Origin of the sequence: Caldisericum sp. (assembly GCF_049967455.1) — a bacterium.
GTDB classification, from domain to species: domain Bacteria; phylum Caldisericota; class Caldisericia; order Caldisericales; family Caldisericaceae; genus Caldisericum; species Caldisericum exile_A.
Window position 1 is genome coordinate 16,186 of sequence record NZ_JBMFSR010000002.1, and the last position, 16,488, is coordinate 32,673.

Annotated in this window: 18 protein-coding genes and 1 tRNA gene; 1 reads left to right on the plus strand and 18 read right to left on the minus strand. The window is 33.3% G+C overall.

Features of this window, described 5'->3' with window-relative positions:
• Positions 1–2: 2 nt before the first annotated feature.
• Genes ndk through ACP5SP_RS00950 form a run of 5 tightly spaced genes read right to left on the minus strand, consistent with a single transcriptional unit; the run spans position 3 to position 3,689 of the window.
• Positions 3–404, minus strand: a complete 402-nt coding sequence (gene ndk, locus ACP5SP_RS00930) for a nucleoside-diphosphate kinase (RefSeq protein WP_416084729.1) — start codon at positions 402–404, stop codon at positions 3–5.
• Complete coding sequence (locus ACP5SP_RS00935) at positions 401–892, minus strand: AAA-associated domain-containing protein (protein WP_416084730.1); 492 nt, start codon at positions 890–892, stop codon at positions 401–403. Before ACP5SP_RS00935 ends, ndk begins: the two co-directional genes overlap by 4 nt.
• Positions 892–1,683 (minus strand): ABC transporter ATP-binding protein, encoded by a 792-nt coding sequence (locus ACP5SP_RS00940; RefSeq protein WP_424586688.1) that lies wholly within the window; start codon positions 1,681–1,683, stop codon positions 892–894. The genes ACP5SP_RS00935 and ACP5SP_RS00940 overlap by 1 nt, the downstream gene beginning before the upstream one ends.
• Positions 1,683–3,380: an ABC transporter permease subunit gene (locus tag ACP5SP_RS00945; protein ID WP_424586689.1), complete on the minus strand. Its 1,698-nt coding sequence runs from the start codon at positions 3,378–3,380 to the stop codon at positions 1,683–1,685. Before ACP5SP_RS00945 ends, ACP5SP_RS00940 begins: the two co-directional genes overlap by 1 nt.
• Positions 3,381–3,383: 3 nt before the next feature.
• Complete coding sequence (locus ACP5SP_RS00950) at positions 3,384–3,689, minus strand: TIGR04076 family protein (protein ID WP_416084733.1); 306 nt, start codon at positions 3,687–3,689, stop codon at positions 3,384–3,386.
• A gap of 70 nt (positions 3,690–3,759) precedes the next feature.
• On the opposite strand from ACP5SP_RS00950, the gene ACP5SP_RS00955 reads away from it, so the two are divergent.
• Positions 3,760–4,803, plus strand: coding sequence for a phospholipase D-like domain-containing protein (locus ACP5SP_RS00955; RefSeq protein ID WP_428075866.1), 1,044 nt, complete (start codon positions 3,760–3,762; stop codon positions 4,801–4,803).
• A gap of 6 nt (positions 4,804–4,809) precedes the next feature.
• On the opposite strand, the gene malQ is transcribed toward ACP5SP_RS00955, so the two are convergent.
• The 13 genes from malQ to ACP5SP_RS01020 form a co-directional block, all read right to left on the minus strand.
• On the minus strand, positions 4,810–6,297 hold the full coding sequence (gene malQ, locus ACP5SP_RS00960) for a 4-alpha-glucanotransferase (protein ID WP_416084735.1): 1,488 nt from the start codon (positions 6,295–6,297) through the stop codon (positions 4,810–4,812).
• A gap of 266 nt (positions 6,298–6,563) precedes the next feature.
• Complete coding sequence (locus ACP5SP_RS00965) at positions 6,564–6,839, minus strand: hypothetical protein (protein ID WP_424596618.1); 276 nt, start codon at positions 6,837–6,839, stop codon at positions 6,564–6,566.
• 231 nt (positions 6,840–7,070) lie between these two features.
• Positions 7,071–7,418: a hypothetical protein gene (locus tag ACP5SP_RS00970; protein ID WP_428066482.1), complete on the minus strand. Its 348-nt coding sequence runs from the start codon at positions 7,416–7,418 to the stop codon at positions 7,071–7,073.
• A gap of 6 nt (positions 7,419–7,424) precedes the next feature.
• Positions 7,425–7,685, minus strand: a complete 261-nt coding sequence (locus ACP5SP_RS00975; protein ID WP_428075868.1) for an SDR family NAD(P)-dependent oxidoreductase — start codon at positions 7,683–7,685, stop codon at positions 7,425–7,427.
• Positions 7,686–7,912: 227 nt separating this feature from the next.
• Positions 7,913–7,988: transfer RNA gene (locus ACP5SP_RS00980), tRNA-Asn, on the minus strand.
• A gap of 41 nt (positions 7,989–8,029) precedes the next feature.
• On the minus strand, positions 8,030–9,832 hold the full coding sequence (locus ACP5SP_RS00985) for a TIGR03960 family B12-binding radical SAM protein (RefSeq protein WP_424586332.1): 1,803 nt from the start codon (positions 9,830–9,832) through the stop codon (positions 8,030–8,032).
• The gene (locus tag ACP5SP_RS00990) at positions 9,829–10,887 is read right to left on the minus strand and encodes an FtsW/RodA/SpoVE family cell cycle protein (protein ID WP_428075870.1); all 1,059 of its coding nucleotides are present in this window, start codon (positions 10,885–10,887) and stop codon (positions 9,829–9,831) included. The genes ACP5SP_RS00985 and ACP5SP_RS00990 overlap by 4 nt, the downstream gene beginning before the upstream one ends.
• The gene (gene minE, locus ACP5SP_RS00995; RefSeq protein WP_424586334.1) at positions 10,884–11,132 is read right to left on the minus strand and encodes a cell division topological specificity factor MinE; all 249 of its coding nucleotides are present in this window, start codon (positions 11,130–11,132) and stop codon (positions 10,884–10,886) included. Before minE ends, ACP5SP_RS00990 begins: the two co-directional genes overlap by 4 nt.
• Positions 11,129–11,917 (minus strand): septum site-determining protein MinD, encoded by a 789-nt coding sequence (gene minD / locus ACP5SP_RS01000; RefSeq protein ID WP_428066475.1) that lies wholly within the window; start codon positions 11,915–11,917, stop codon positions 11,129–11,131. The genes minE and minD overlap by 4 nt, the downstream gene beginning before the upstream one ends.
• A complete protein-coding gene (locus ACP5SP_RS01005) occupies positions 11,910–12,530 on the minus strand; it encodes a septum site-determining protein MinC (RefSeq protein WP_424586336.1) in 621 nt (206 codons plus the stop codon). The genes minD and ACP5SP_RS01005 overlap by 8 nt, the downstream gene beginning before the upstream one ends.
• Positions 12,531–12,554: 24 nt before the next feature.
• Positions 12,555–14,288 (minus strand): penicillin-binding protein 2, encoded by a 1,734-nt coding sequence (gene mrdA, locus ACP5SP_RS01010; RefSeq protein ID WP_416084744.1) that lies wholly within the window; start codon positions 14,286–14,288, stop codon positions 12,555–12,557.
• 389 nt (positions 14,289–14,677) lie between these two features.
• Positions 14,678–15,472 (minus strand): rod shape-determining protein MreC, encoded by a 795-nt coding sequence (gene mreC, locus ACP5SP_RS01015; protein WP_428075872.1) that lies wholly within the window; start codon positions 15,470–15,472, stop codon positions 14,678–14,680.
• 10 nt (positions 15,473–15,482) lie between these two features.
• Positions 15,483–16,487, minus strand: coding sequence for a rod shape-determining protein (locus ACP5SP_RS01020; protein ID WP_424586338.1), 1,005 nt, complete (start codon positions 16,485–16,487; stop codon positions 15,483–15,485).
• Position 16,488: the final 1 nt, after the last annotated feature.

Below are 16,488 nucleotides of genomic sequence, written 5' to 3' on the forward strand. Positions count from 1 at the left end.
TATCACCCAAAGAAAATTTTAAGCTCGCGTTCAGCATCTTCTTTGCTTGATGATGCATGAACAACGTTCTCAGTAAGATATGGTGAAAAATCGCCTCGAATACTACCTGGCAATCTTTTTTCAGGATGAGTATCCCCAACAAGGATTCTACAATTCAAAATTGCATTTTCCCCTACAATTTTCATTACAACAACAGGTCCAGAAGTTGAGTAGTTAATTAGTTTTTCAAAGTAATCTCTTCCTTTGTGTTCTATATAAAGCTCTTCTGCTAATTCCCTTGATAGAGTAAGCATTCTAAGTTCGGTAATAATCATTAATTTTCGTTCGAATCTTGAAATTATTTCACCTATTAATCCTCTTTTTACACCGTCAGGTTTTATCATTACAAAAGTTTCCTCTATCATATCTCCTCCAGTTTATCAAGGTAGACTTCCTTGTCTTCTGGATTATATCCAATTAATTCAGCATACCTGCCAAGTTCAATGATGCTTTTGAGCGTTTCTTCTGCTTCTTGCTCAGACATCTCTTCCTGAAGGAGTTCAAGAAGGTCATCCCTATCGATTGAGTTCTCAGTTGCCTTAATAAGAATATTTATTACCTTCTTAAAAATTGGCAATTTCTTTAATGATTCCTTAAAAATTAGTTTTCTTTTATTTTCGTCACCATCAACCAGTTCGTGACCCAAATCAGTTAAGAACACATCACCCTCACTAACTTCAACAAAGCCAAGCATCTGGGCAAGACGTAAAAGTGAAATTAGTTCATCCGCTTCGATTTCAATATCTTCCGGGATCATATAAATGTCAACTTTTCCATCTGAATCTTCAAGGTAAACAAGCAAACCAATAAGTTTGCCAACTTCTACATACGGCAAAGGCGATATATCGTCCATTATGTCCCCTTTCCGGGATTCACCTCCTTACTTATACTTGATCCAAGTATCATTGAATATATTTTATCATAAATCTTGTAAAATTCCTTACTTTCTCTATCTCTTGGTCTTGGTAAGTCCACTTTTTCATCTGCAATTATTTTTCCAGGATGAGTTGAAAGAATAATAATTCTATCCGAAAGATAAACTGCTTCCTCAATATTATGAGTAACAAGAAGTATAGACTTCAAAGAGAGCTTCTTTGATTCCCAAAGATCTATTATCTCTGATCTCAAGTTTTCTGCTGTTAGCGCATCAAGTGCAGAAAACGGTTCGTCCATTAAAAGTAATTCTGGCTCCATAATCAAGGCTCTAGCAATACCAACTCTCTGTTTCATCCCGCCAGACAATTCCCTTGGATAAGCCTCTTCAAAACCTTCAAGTCCTACCATATCAATGTATTTAAAAGCTTTCTTTAGCCTCTCTTTCAAAGGGACACCTCTTGCTTCAAGTCCAAGGGTAATATTTTCAGTTACATCAAGCCAGGGAAGCAACCCAAACGTCTGGAAAACCATACTTGTATATGGATTAATTCCTTTTATCTCTTGCCCTCTAAAGAATACACTTCCTGAAGTAGGTTTCAGAAGCCCAGCAATAATTCTCAGAAGTGTACTTTTTCCACAACCTGACGGTCCAACAAGGCTAACAAATTCGTTTTCTTGAATATCAAAATTTATATCCTCAAGTATTACTACTTCTTTATTCTTTAGAGGAAATGTTTGGTATACACTTTTAACACTCAAAAAGTCCATTATGCCTCCATCCTGTATCTATCAAGGATTTTATCATAAAGAGGTCTATACACAAAATGATTAATTGAGTAAACCATAAAAACAAGGGAAACAAGAGCAAGTGTAAAAAGAGCTTTCTCATTCTGAGCCAAAGATGTATTCAAAAGTGCACCGATACCTTGAACCGAAAAAGGTTGTCCTTTTATATCTATGTATTCTGCAACAACCAAGGCGTTCCATGCACCGCCCATCGCGGTAATCGTGCCAGTAAGAAATGAAGGAAGCATAGCCGGAATCAATAGCCTTCTAAGTCTCAAATTTCCTTTTACACCGTAAGAATCTACAACTTCTTGAAGATCATTTGGTATTGCTTTTAACCCACCAAGAACAAGAAAGAATATATACCATTGCATTCCTGTAAGGATTAATATTATTGAAGATAACTCAAGTCCAAATTTAAATGGTAAAAGAAAATAAAGTAACAATGGAAAGAACGAAATTGCAGGTATCGAAGAAAGAATTTGGAAAAAAGGTAGAATAAAATTAGCAATCTTTTTTCTATTGTAAAGAAAAATTGCAAATGGCACCGTCCAAGAAACCGCAATAATATAAGATGAAAGAACTCTCAAAGTTGAAAATATTAGAGATTTTAAAACAATCAGAATATAACTGAGTTTAAATGACAAAGCAATGCTATAAATCCCTTTAAAAGTATAAAACATAATGTAAATTGAAACAAGTATGGAAACTACAAGGAGGACATATTTCAATACTCTTTCGATAGTAACAAATAATTTAGCTTTAAAAATTTGCTTTAGATTTATGCTCTCGAAGTTTATCTTTTCAAAGGGCCGTTTAATCTTGTTAATGATATTCCCAACAAATTCCCAAAAAATAATGACAATATCAAGAACTTCCTTCTCTTCCTCTTCACCAGGACTTATTGAATATCTAAATTTTCTTGACCATTGCGAAAGTGGACGCCACATGAACATATCGAGGAAAAATATAGTAACGCCAAGTGCAAGAATTCCTAGCAGAACCAAACCAATTTTATTTTCTGTTGCAGAAACAAGAATAAAACTTCCAATTCCTGGAAGCCTAAATGATTTTTCTCCTACAGCAAAGATTTCCGAAGCAACAAGGAAATACCATCCATTAGACCAACTTACAATACTATTATAAATGATTTTTGGAATGGAAGCAGGTATGTAAAGCCTTCTAAGTTTAAGAAGGCCTTCTGGATCAAAAAACTCATAAGCCTCTTTAACATCATTTGGTATTCCTTTTATGCTTTCATAAACTCCAAATGCAATATTCCAGGATTGAGATGTAAAAATTAGAAATATAGAGGCAAGTTCAACGCCAAGAATTGAATTCGGAAAAAGAGAGATAAAAAACGCAATTGCTACCGGGAAAAATCCTAAAATCGGCACGGATTGAAGAATATCAAGTATTGGTATCATTATTGCCTCTCTTTTTACGCTTGTTGCCGCAAGATATCCGTACGTAAAAGAGAATAAAAGAGAAAAGAAATAAGCAGAAAACATTCTAATAAGAGATCTAAAAATATAGTATGGAAGATAAGAGACCTTTAAATCTTCAACATAACTTGCAATGTTAATTTGTTTCTTATAAAAGGCATATACAACCCCTATAAGGAGCACTATTATTAATAGCTGCAAAACTAACTGAGAAAAAGTTCTTTTCTCTTTCATTTTTTAAAAGGCAGGAGGATTTTCCTCATTTATTTTATCTTCTTTTTCTCTTATAATTTCGAAAACAACAGTATTAAATGGATCTGGGCAAGAAACATAAGCTTTATTTTCTTCTTTCTCCCAGGGTAATCTTCCACCATAGCGAAGTGGTGTTATAAAAGGCCAAAGCGAAACAAACGCCCATCCACAAAAATTAATAGGAACTGGTTGCCCATTTTCGTTTATTTCAAATTCATCTCCAGCTTTTAGATTAGCAGAACAAGTCCCTCTCACTTCAACAACTCTTATCTTTATCTTGTATATTGCCATATCATTTAATTCTATTAAAAATTAACATTTTTTCAAATACAAATAAGAAGTTTTTAGGTATAATTCAAATATGGAAAAAGATAAAGTTAATAGATCAATAAAAGAAAAAGTACTTGGAAAAAAGGCTTATATCTACAATGTAATTATTTCTGCATTATTCATTGTTCTGCTTTTTATTTATTACCGATTAATACCACGACATTTTACATCTACGCCTGTTGTACAATCTTATAATGGCACAGTAAATTTATTCTATACTCCTGACATGGGCAAAGCACCTGTAATTGACGGAATAAAAAACGCTAAAAGCTCTATCAATATAGAAGTTTATACATTTTCCGATACAGATGTGCTTCAAGAACTTGTAAACGCAAAAAAAAGAGGAGTAAAAGTTCGAGTAATTCTTGAAGAAAATCCATATGGTGGATACAGCGCAAACAAACAGACAAAAGATAAGCTTTCTTATTATGGCATTGAAACAAAATGGGACAATAAAGCGTATAACTTTACGCACTCAAAGTTTATGGTTATAGATAACAGAACAGGCTACATAATGACTTTAAACCTCACAAAATCAGCTTTTAATAAAAATAGGGAGTTTGGCGTAATAGTTAATGACCAAAACATAGTGCAAGAACTTACTAAAATCTTTGAAGCAGATTGGAAAAGATCACCATATAATCCCAGTAAAGATACCGCACTTGTTGTAAGCCCAGAAAATTCAAGAGAGAAAATCGAAACTCTTCTTAGAAGTGGAACAGGAGAAATTTTGATCTATGCAGAAGAAATTCAGGATCCTTCAATTATTGATATCTTAAAAAAGCGAAGAGCATATGGAGCAGATGTTAAAATCATTATTGCGGATCCAATGAATGTTCAAGGAAATGAAGTAGTAATTTCAGAGCTAAAAAGATACGGAGTAGACATTAAATACATAACAAGCCCGTTTATCCATGCAAAGGTTATTATTGTAGATAGAAAATATGCATTTGTTGGATCGGAGAACCTTTCTTCAAATTCTCTTGACAACAATAGAGAAGTTGGAATTATTTTATCGAATCCTGAAGTCGTTAATAAGTTAAGAGAAATTTTCTTCTGGGATTTTGCAAAATAATTTAATTCATCTTCCGTAAATTTCAGTGATCTCTTTTAGTTTAAAGAATTTCCCCTCATCTATATCACTAAATTTTAATTTGAATCGCCAATTTCCCGAAGAAGTTCCAGGTGTATTCATTCTAAAGCGTTCGTCAAGAGCGAGAATATCTTGAACAGGAAGAATAGAAAACTGTGCAATAGAAGAATGGGCAAGCCTTATTAAATCAAAATTAATTGTTTCAAGAGATGTCTTTTTCCCTAAATATTTTTCGAGATATGACTTACCATTATTTGTAAGCTCATATTTAAACCAGCCGACTATGGTATTATGGTCATGTGTACCTGTATAGACAACTGTTGGGTTTTTATAGTTGTGCGGAAGGTATCCATTTTCAGGTGATCCATCAAATGCAAATTCAAGAACTCTCATATTCGGAATATTATATCGCTCGATTACCTCAACGACATCCTCTGTAATCAAACCAAGGTCCTCTGCGATAAATGGCATGGTTGGAAAATTATTTTTGACTGTATCAAAAAATTCATAAACAGGTACTTTTATCCACTCGCCAATTTTTGCATTTTCTCTGCCTGCATCAACCGCATAATATGCAACAAATCCTCTAAAATGGTCAATTCTAATAATATCAACGAATTGTAAAAGATGCGCAATTCTTTTTATCCACCATTCAAAATTAGTTTTCAAATGCTTATCCCAGTTGTAAACAGGATTTCCCCAGAGTTGTCCATTTTCATTAAAGTAATCAGGAGGAACACCAGCAACTTTTACAGGATAGCCATTATCGTCCAAATTAAATAATTCCTTATTTGCCCATACGTCGGGACTATCAAGATCAACATATATGGGTAAATCACCAATTATCTCAACTCCATTTTCATTTGCGTAATCCTTCATTTCCAAAATTTGCTTGTATGCAATAAACTGCAAAAATTTAACAAATTTAATCTCATCTTTTAGTATATCCTTTGCGAGGTTAAGGGCACCAAGATTTCTATTCTTAAATTCATTAGGCCACTCTTGCCAAGCTCTATTTTCAAATCTTTTCTTCAGTGCTATAAAGATTGCATAATCTTCTAACCAAAAAGAATTTTCGGAACAAAATTTTTGAAAATCTTCGTTTTCCTTAAAATTTTTATAAGCAGAATTGAATGCCTTGAATTTATTCTCTATCACTTTCTCAAACTGAACTATGTTAGTCTCTTCTATTTCGTATTGCGAAAGATCCTGTGAAATTAAACCTTCTTCTTTAAGTTTCTCGAGACTTATAAGCAAAGGATTTATTGCAAAGGCAGAAACTGAGTGATACGGAGAATTATCAAAGTAAGGCTCAGTTGGACCAATTGGTAAAATTTGGAGTAATTTTTGACCTGAGTTTTTAAGCAAATCTATAAAATTTTTTGAAGAGTATCCAAAATCTCCTATTCCAAATTTGCTTGGTAAACTTGTAATGTGAGCTAAAACGCCACTTTTTCTTAAGTTTTTATTTTCCATTCTTGCGCTCCTACTTTTATTTTAAAATATTTTTAAATTTTTTAAAACCCCTTTAACTGCAAGTCTACAAGTCAATATACTCAGGAACTCACGAAGTGCTATAAGACCACTGACCTGCCTTAAAAATATTAGGAATAGATTTTTCATAGAGTTTTTTACAAATAACATGCTTGAATAAATGGACAAAAGTTTTTCGAAAGACCAACCAACAATTATAGTTGTATTTTTTTGGATTGCTGCGCCAAGTTGAATTGCTTTTTCCTCAATTAACTTTGCAAAATACCAATGCCACCCTTAGGGTAAATATAATCAGAATAAAGGTAAAAATAACTTAAGGCAAAAAAAGAAGGAGTCCCCTTAAAGAAATGTCGACTTATAAGATATTCAAGAAGCTCCTTGTATTGTTCAAGACTTTCTTTAGAGTCGACAAAAATAAATTTATCTTCAATTCCTACTGACACAGGAATTTTTAAAAATTCAAGAGTAATTCCAAGATCGCAAAGCTTTAGTATAATAATGCCTGCGTTTTCAAGAGCGCACACTCCTCCATAAAAAATAAAACCATCTTTTTCAAATGAATTAACAAACCCCCCACACTTTTCATTTTTTTTAAGTAAAAGTACTTTCAAGCCTGATAGAGCTCAGTATGCGGTAACAGTAAGACCTAAAATTCCCCCCTCAACAACTATTACATCCCACATAATCTATAGTAACATCCCCATTTTTAAAGTTATTTCCCAAAGTTTTTCTGCTTCGGATAAATCCTTTCCAGGTTACGTCATTTCTTCTTCTGTAGTCAAGTTAAAGAATTTTCCACTAACACCAACTAAATTCTTTGAAACTCCAAGATAGTAAAGTGCCTTAGCAGAAATTTCAGAATAATCAGGTAATCTATCAATTATGTTATGTTTAAACCAGAGATATAAAGGTCCATTATATCTTCCTGTGGCTTTTCTTACCATACCTGGATACATTGCATTAATGGTTACAGAACTTCCCTTAAAGTATTCATTAAACATCGTCATTGAAAGTATTTGCGCAAGTTTTGAAGATCCATATGCCTCTAACCCTGAGTATTTCTCTTTTTTGAAATTTAGATCATTTACATTTAATCCCCACACAGCAAATTAATAACCTTCAGAACTTACAAAAATTATTCTTCCCTTATCCTTTCTCTTAAACTTATCCTTTAAGATATATGTGATCACAAATGGAGCAAGGTAGTTAACTGTAAAAGTTGTTTTTAGTCCGTCAGCTGTTACAGTTTTCTTTTTGAGATATACACTAGCATTATGCATCAAAACATCAATGCTTTCTTCCATTTCTAAAAGTGCATAACCTACTTTATGCATCTTTTCTACCAAACTCAATTCTGCAAATTGGTCCAAATCTTTTCTTCGTTATTTTCTTTTAATCCATCAATTGCCACAAAAACCTCACTGATATTTCTTAATTATATAATTCCCGAATGAAACTACAAATTTTGAAAAGGAATGAAAAAATTTTAATAAATAAAGTAAATTTCCAATTGCTAAGCTAAAAAGTACTCAAAAAACACAACTTTTTATGGATAAATAAGGAAAACCTTTAAGTTTTTTGGACCAAAAATAAAAAATGGCTCCCCGTGTAGGACTCGAACCTACAACCTAGTGGTTAACAGCCACCCGCTCTGCCGGTTGAGCTAACGGGGAACCCGTTCTCGATATATAGCATAATAAATTTTTTCTTTTTGTCAAGAGGCTAAACCTTTTTTCTCAAAAATCGGACAAAATAATGATATGTTTATGCCGCATCCTACGCATTTGCCTGATCTACAATCCTCGGTCATCACACCATTCATTGCATTTTTATATTCTCTTAATAAGAATTGTTTCGAGACTCCAGAGTCAATATGATCCCAAGGTAATTTTTCATCTGTTCCAATTTCTTTTAGATAAATACTCATATCAATACCTTCTTCTTCAAAAGCCTTTTTCCATATTTCAAAGTTGAAATATTCACTCCAAGCATCCATCTTTGCACCACTCTTAAATGCTCTCTCAATTACATTTGAAAGTTGTTTGTCACCTCTGTCGAGTACAACTTCAAGAGCACTCATCCTAAAGTCGGAAAAATCTGCCTTAACATTTCTTATTTTTAACTCTTTCAAAAGAATTTTCTTTTTTTCCTCAAGTGTTTCTATGTCCTCAAATTTGGCCCATTGAAATGGAGTATTTGGTTGCGGCATAAATGGATTTATACTGAGGTGAATTTCAAAAGGCTTCTTGAAAGTCTTGTTTGCCTCACCAACTTTTAGCATCTCCTTTGTTAGTGTTACAATTTCAAAAACATCATCCATTGTCTCAGTTGGAAGACCTATAATATAGTAAAATTTAAGCGTATGGAATCCGAGTGAAACAGCAGTTTTAACGACATTAAAGATTTCTTCATTTGAAATCGTTTTATTGATAACTCTTCTAAGCCTTGGAGATGCAGCCTCAATTGCAAATGTTAGACTATGAACCTTCTGTTCAAGAATTGCTTCCCCAAGTTCCTTTGTAAATTTATCAATTCTAAGTGATGGTAACGATATAGAAACATTGAAATCCTTTGTAAGTTTCCTCATTAGGGAAATTAAACCATCCATATCTGAATAGTCATTTGTACTCAAAGATAGAAAAGTAATTTCTTCATACCCCGTATTTTTGAGAACTTCATAAGAATATTTTTCAATTGTTTCCATGCTTCGTTCTCTTACAGGTCTATAAACAATCCCAGCTTCGCAGAATCTACAACCACGAGTACAGCCCCTGAAAATTTCAACATAAGCCTTATCCATTATTATGCTTCCAAGTGGAACTATTGGTTTTGTTGGAAAATACGAATGCTCAAAATCTGATATTGCATCTTTTGTAACTTTTTTACCGTTTTTTTCAACGAAGAATTTTCCTCTCTTTTCAAATTCAAAAAATTTAGGAACATACACACCTTTTATGTTAGAGACTTCTTTTAGAAAATTTTCCTTGTTCTTTACACTTTTTGCTATCTCAAGAATTTTTATAAAAGAGTCCTCTCCTTCTCCTAAGACAAAGAAATCCATAAATTTTGAGAGAGGCTCGGGATTATATGAAGATGTGCCACCCATAAAAATAATAGGACGGGTTCTTTCATCCGAGTGTAAGGGAATCATTGATAGATCAAGGATATTAAGAATATTGGTATAATCAAGTCCTGTTTGAACTGAAAACCCAATGAGATCAAACTCATTTAATGGCGTCCTTGATTCAAGAGAAAATAGCGGTATTGATTTTTTTCGCAAATAATCTTCAAGATCAGGCAAAGGAGCAAAAGCCCTTTCAACAGAAACGCCATCTAATTCATTTCCAAGATGATAAAGAATTTTAAAACCAAAAGAGGACATACCAACCTCATATGTATCGGGATATACAAGCGCAACTTTTAGCAACCCAATGCCTTCTTTGTGAATACTATTGAATTCGTTTCCAAAGTAGTAGTAGGGTTTTTTAAATTTTATGAGTTCATAATCTTTAATCATAGATTTATCTCGTCCTTATAATTATACACGCTTACCACAAGCCCCAATGCGATAAAATTGACGAGTTCCGAACTTCCACCAAAACTCAAAAAAGGTAATGGCACGCCAGTAACAGGCATAATACCTATATTCATACCAGCATTAATAAGAATTTGGAAGAAAAACATTGCAAATACTCCAAATGCAATCGCTCTACCAAAAATATTTTTTGTGGAAAATGCTGCTTTTGCAATAAAGTATAAAATATAAGCGAAACTAAGGAGAACCACAACAATTCCAACAAACCCCCAAATTTCTCCAATTGCAGAAAAAATAAAATCAGCATACTGAACAGGGACAAAATTTAATTTAGTCATTGTGCTTCCTAAAATTCCTTTACCAATAAGTTTTCCAGAACCAAATGCTATTATTGATTGAAGAACATTATATCCACTTCCCAATGGGTCCCGATAAGGATTAAAGAATACTAAAATCCTTTCAATTTGATATGGTTTAAGAATCTTAGGAAGAAGCGGAATCAAAGATAGAGCAATTATAACTAAGGTTAAAGCATACTTATAGTGAAGAAATACCGCAATTAAGAAAAAATATATAAAGACAAATACAAGAGAGGTTCCCATATCAGGCTGTAGAAAAACAATAATTGCATAAGGAAGAAAAAGCAAAGTTGAATAAAGAAACTTCTCAAAATTATTCCAAGTTTTATGCTCATAAATCCAGGCAAAAATTATTATAAGAGAAATTTTAGCAAATTCTGAAGGCTGAACCGTAAAAAGCCCACCTATACTTATCCATCTTCTCGAACTATTTATTGCAACACCGATAATAAGGGCACCAATAAGAGAAAATAGCACTAACACATACAACAAAATTGAATAAAATTTGAATATTCTAAAATTAATCGACGAAACAATTATGAAAAGAAAAAAGGCTACAAGAAAATATGCTACTTCTTTTGGCACAAATTTTATAAAATTAATCACATAGAGAGCAGACACTGAAAAGAATTTTAAAATTATTACAGACAAAACTAAGGAATATGGAACCCTTTTCACTTTTCTTTCTTTACTTTGATTAGTGGAACTATTGCTTCAAATATGTTCTTTTCTCTTGTTCGTTCCAAATTTATTTTGATTTCATTTTCCTCAATATCAAAATATTTTGAAAGCACTTTTATTATATCTTCTTTTAACATTTCGAATTCCTTTGAAGAAAGCGATAAGCGGTCTTGAATAAGAATAAATTTTAATCTATCTTGTGCAATCTCACTTGCGCTTTTTTCACCTTTAAATAAGCTCATGAGCCTCTCCTAAATATATTACCAAAAAATCCTTTCTGCTCCTCAATTTTTATTGGAATTGATTCACCTTCAATTCTCCGCGCAATAAACCCAAATTCTTTTGCTGCAGGAGAACCTGGCAAGTAATTCACAAGTATTTCTCCTCTGTTTGTCGTTTCAATAATATTTTTATCTTCAGGAACAACACCAATTGCATCAATGCCTAAAAAATCAATAATGCTATCAAAATCAAGCATTTTTTTCTTGGAGACAAGAACAGGATCGTATCTATTTACTATAAGACTTATTGAAAATATCCCCTTACTTTCAATAATTCCAACAACTCTATCTGCATCTCTCACAGAAGAGACATCAGGAGTTGCAACTATTAAAGCTTCCTTTGCGGGAGCAAGTGAAGATTCAAAGCCCTTTTCAATACCAGCAGGAGAATCTAACAGAATGTAATCAAAACTACCTTCAAGAGTTGAAACAATGTCAACTATTTTATCAACATTAATATCTTCTTTACTATGAATTTGAGAAGCAGGAAGCAAAAAAAGATTCTCAAGATGTTTATCTCGAACAAGCGCTTGGTTAATTTTACAACGTTCTTCAATTATATCCATAATATTGTAAACAACACGATTTTCGAGCCCCATTACTACATCAAGGTTTCTAAGCCCTATATCCATATCAATAACAACTACACTTTTCCCAAGTTTAGCTAGAGATGCTCCTAAATTTGCAGTTACTGTTGTCTTCCCAACACCACCTTTCCCTGCAGTAACAACTATAGATCTACCCATCTTTCCTTCTCCTTACTGGTTTTGCTTCTCTTGCATCAAGTTGAGAAAAATTAATTTTGTTATCTTCTCCAATCTCAAAAACCCAGGGTTTTCTACTTTTTTCTGGAGTTTTAAAATCAATTTCAAGACCGTTTATATTTAAATATTGTTGTTGAAAGCCAAGAGCAACGACTCGTCTCCGAGCAGTAACCTTACCTTTAATAACACCAAAAACATAAACATCAGATTCAGATTCAACAACTCCATCTGGATTTACGTTTCCTAAAATTACTATACTACCATTATATCGAAATACTTGACCAGATCGTACTGTATGATTTATAACAAAAACTGACTGTTTTGGAGTTTCTTTATTTTCTACAAATAGCTTTTTTTCTTCATTTATTCTGAAAGAGACATTTATTCCATTTAAAAGATCCTGTAATTTGCTTATCTCATCTTCACTTAACTCTTTTCCTTGAGTATCTATGGTTAGAAAACCTTTACTAAAAAAATTCCTTTCGCTTTCTATGAGACTTTTAATACTATTAAGCACTTCTTCAAATGGTGCAGTGGGATCAATTTTTAATACTACATCTCCGTTTATTCCCTTAAGACTCACAAAATCTTTCATGGTTTCCTCCTTACATATTTTTACTCAAAAAAAATTTTTAAGCAAGTCTCTCATAAGAGGTGCAAGTGCATGTGATGAGGGGAATTTAGAATACTCAAAAAATAAAAGACCTAAAACCGAACTATTATCTTTTGGCGCAAATGAAACAAGCCAGTGATGTACGCTTCCTTCTTTATCACCTACCTCTGCAGTCCCTGTTTTAGAACAAACTGTTACACCATTTACCCTCATTATTCTCATATCAGGTTTATTTGAAAGTCCTTCAAGTCCATCCTTTACAACGGTTAGAGTGTCATCTTTGAACTTATAGTTAACTCTAACTTGTGGTTTATATTCAAGAATAACCTCTCCTTTTGATGAGACAATTTTATTCAAAAAATGTGGAGTTAATCCTATGCCATTATTAGCAATGATTTGATATAAAGATGCAACTTCAATAGGAGTAAGTGAAACAAATCCCTGACCTATTGACATATTTGCTGTATCACCTAAATACCACTGTTCTCCTACCGTTTCTTTTTTCCACTGGGGTGAAGGAATAATTCCGCTTATTTCAAAAGGAACATCAATTCCAGTTAAATCACCAACCTTTAAAAGATCGCTATAATATTTTATAGTATCTACTCCAGTCATAAGACCCAACTTATAAAAGAATACATCGCTTGAATTAGCAAGTGCAACTGAAGGCGTTTGTCTTCCAAATGCCGAGGGATAAATCCAATCCTTAAAATTCCTGCCGCCAATTGTTACATAAGGCCCACAATCAATAATAGTGCCCTTCGTAATAACTCCTTTTTCAAGTGCAGAAATAAGGGTTAAGCTTTTGAAAGTGGACCCCGGAGGAAATCTTGACTGAATTGCACGATTTATAAATGCATTCTTCTCTAAAAGCAAATTGTAATCTTTTTCGCCTATCCCGTTTACAAAAAGATTTGGATCAAAAGTAGGATGTGATACCATTGCAATGATACCACCGGTACGTGGATCCATAGCTATAGCAACACCATTTCTATCTCCCACAAGATTCTCAAGATCTTTCTGTACATTGATATCAATGTTTAGGTAGATATCATTACCGGGAACAGGCTTTTCCTCATATAAGATAGACTTTACACGCCCAAAAGCATCAACAAGAACCTCTTTTTTTCCTTTTATTCCTCTTAAATATTTCTCATATTGTAATTCAAGACCTTGTTTCCCTATCACATCGTTTATATCATAATAACTATCGGTCTTTATGTCATCAAGGGTAACAGGTCCTACATACCCAATGAAAGCAGCGCCTACTTCTTTAAAAGGATAGTATCGTTTGTAAGATGTGATAACATTAATTCCTGGTAATTTATCTTGTGATTCCTCAATTTGGATTCTTTCCTTTATCGAAATATCTTTCTTTAAAATTACATATTCATACGCCGGAAGATTTGCTTTCTTAATTTTGTCCTCTATGTCAGAAGTTCTCATACCAATTATAGATGAAAGAATGCTAAACTCATGTTTTGGATTTTTCACATCCTCCATAATTACCGCAACACTATAAGAAGGGATATCCTCTGCAAGAACAATACCATTCTTATCAAGAATACGCCCCCGCATAGGCTGAGTTTCAATAATTCTTACACTTCTGTACTGCGAAAGTTCGTTGTAGTAATCTCCTTTAACTACTTGAAGGTAATACGCACGCCCCATAAGAGTAAATACAAGAACAAAAATTAGTGCATAAATTATTTGACTAAACTCGGTTTCTTTCCTGTTCATAGGATACCTTAGAAGTTATAAAAACTAACACTACGGAAAGCAATAAACTTTCCGCAAAGAACTCTATTGAATAAAAAAGATTTTGCGTTAGTCCAAACAAAAAGATGAATAAAAAAACATAAACTCCAAAAGCTTGAATAATTATTGGGACTTTAATTTTAGAGGAGATGAAATTAAAAAAGAGAACACCAACGAGAGTAGGAAACGTGAAAAATCCGATAAATTTCCCAAAAAAACAATCAATGACCAACAAATAAAAAATATTAAGAAGCGATCCATCTTTTAAAAAAATTACGATTAAAAATGTAAGCGAGACTAAAAAATTTGTATTCTCATTTGTTGCAATATCAAACAATAAAAGTACAAGAAAAATGAGGAAATTTAAAAATTCATTCTTTTTCATATGATGTAATTACCAAAACATTTCTAATAGTATAAAAATCAACCAATGGCTTAAGCTCAATTTCGTTCTCAATCGTGCTTAACTTGTTTATTGAAGAGACTTTTCCGACAACAATATCTTTAGGAAACAATCCACTCTCTTCAACTGTCACAAATATATCAGAGATCGAATCAGAAATGATTTGTGAAGGACGAACAACTGTTAAGCCAATTCCGTTGCCAACAGCAACATCAATTCCACCACGAGAAGCATTTTTAACTCCAACTCTAAAATCTGGACTTGTTTCAAGGGTTACCTTTGATACATTACTTGATACCTCTGTGATTTTACCTACAAGCAGGGCTGTAGTGCCATCAATAGAGTAAATAACCGGCATATCAACCATAAAATTAGCATCTTTTCCTCTATCAATTATTAAGAAATTCCCTGCTTTACTATAAAAGATAACATTACAACCAATTGAATTGTACTTAATCTTATATTTAATGCCAAGAAGATTCTTTAATTCAGCATTTTCGTAGTAATATCCTAAAAGAATCTTTAATCTACTCTCAAGTGTTGCAATATAGTAATTTAGTTTTTGATTCTCTTCAATTAAAGCCTTACCATCTCTGATCGAAATAAAATAATTTTTAAACGAAATATAGATTCTGTTAAGAAAACTTACTATTACATTAACAGGTCTTAATATCAATACTTCGTAAACACTTTTAAAGGTAATACCATAGCCAGCAAGACCTGCAACAAAAACTAAAAGTATAATTGCTAAAACTAAATACAATACAAGTCTTTCACGAGGAAACTGCATCTTTATAATAGTCGAAATTCTCTATCACTTTTCCTGCACCAAGCGCAACTGATGAAAGGGGATCTTCTGCAACTGTAAATAAGATACCAGTTCTATGAGTTAAAAACTTGTCGATATTTTTAAGTAATGCTCCTCCTCCAGAAAGCATTATTCCCCTGTCCATAATGTCTGCCGCAAGCTCTGGAGGTGTAATTTCAAGAGTGCTCCTTATCACATTAAGGATTTCTTCAAGAATTGGTTGAAGAGATTTTCTTATTTCTTCTGAAGTTATTGTAATCGATTTAGGAAGACCATCTATAAGATCTCTTCCACGTATCTCCATTTTCTCATCTCTATCGAGAGGAAATGCACTTCCAATTCGCATCTTTATTTGTTCAGCAGTTACATCTCCTATGAGGATGCTATACTGTCTCCTTACGTAATTTATTATCGCTTCATTCATCTCATCACCAGCAATTCTTGTGGATTTTCCAACAACAATTCCTTTCAATGAAATTACAGCAACTTCTGTTGTTCCACCACCGATATCAACAATCATTGATCCTCTTGCCTCCTCAATAGGAAGACCTGCTCCAATTGCTGCTGCAAGCGGCTCCGGAATAACATAAGCTTGTCTTGCTCCCACATGTACCGCAGCATCAATAACAGCCTTTTTCTCAACAGGAGTTACTCCACTTGGAACACCAATTAGAACTACGGGCCTAAAAATCCCTCTTTTGCCTCCTGCTCTCGAAATAAAATAGTCAAGTAAAGCTTCTGTTGTTTCAAAATCATTTATAACTCCATCCTTAATGGGCCTTATAACATCAATTTCAAATGGAGTTCTTCCCGCCATTGCTTTTGCTTCGTTGCCTACAGCAACAACTCTCTTATTATGATCGAGAGCAATAATTGTTGGCTCTCTTAAAACTACGCCTCTCCCTCTCACGTATACCACAGTATTTGCAGTCCCTAAATCGATAGCAAGTTCCTTAGAAAATAGTCCCATG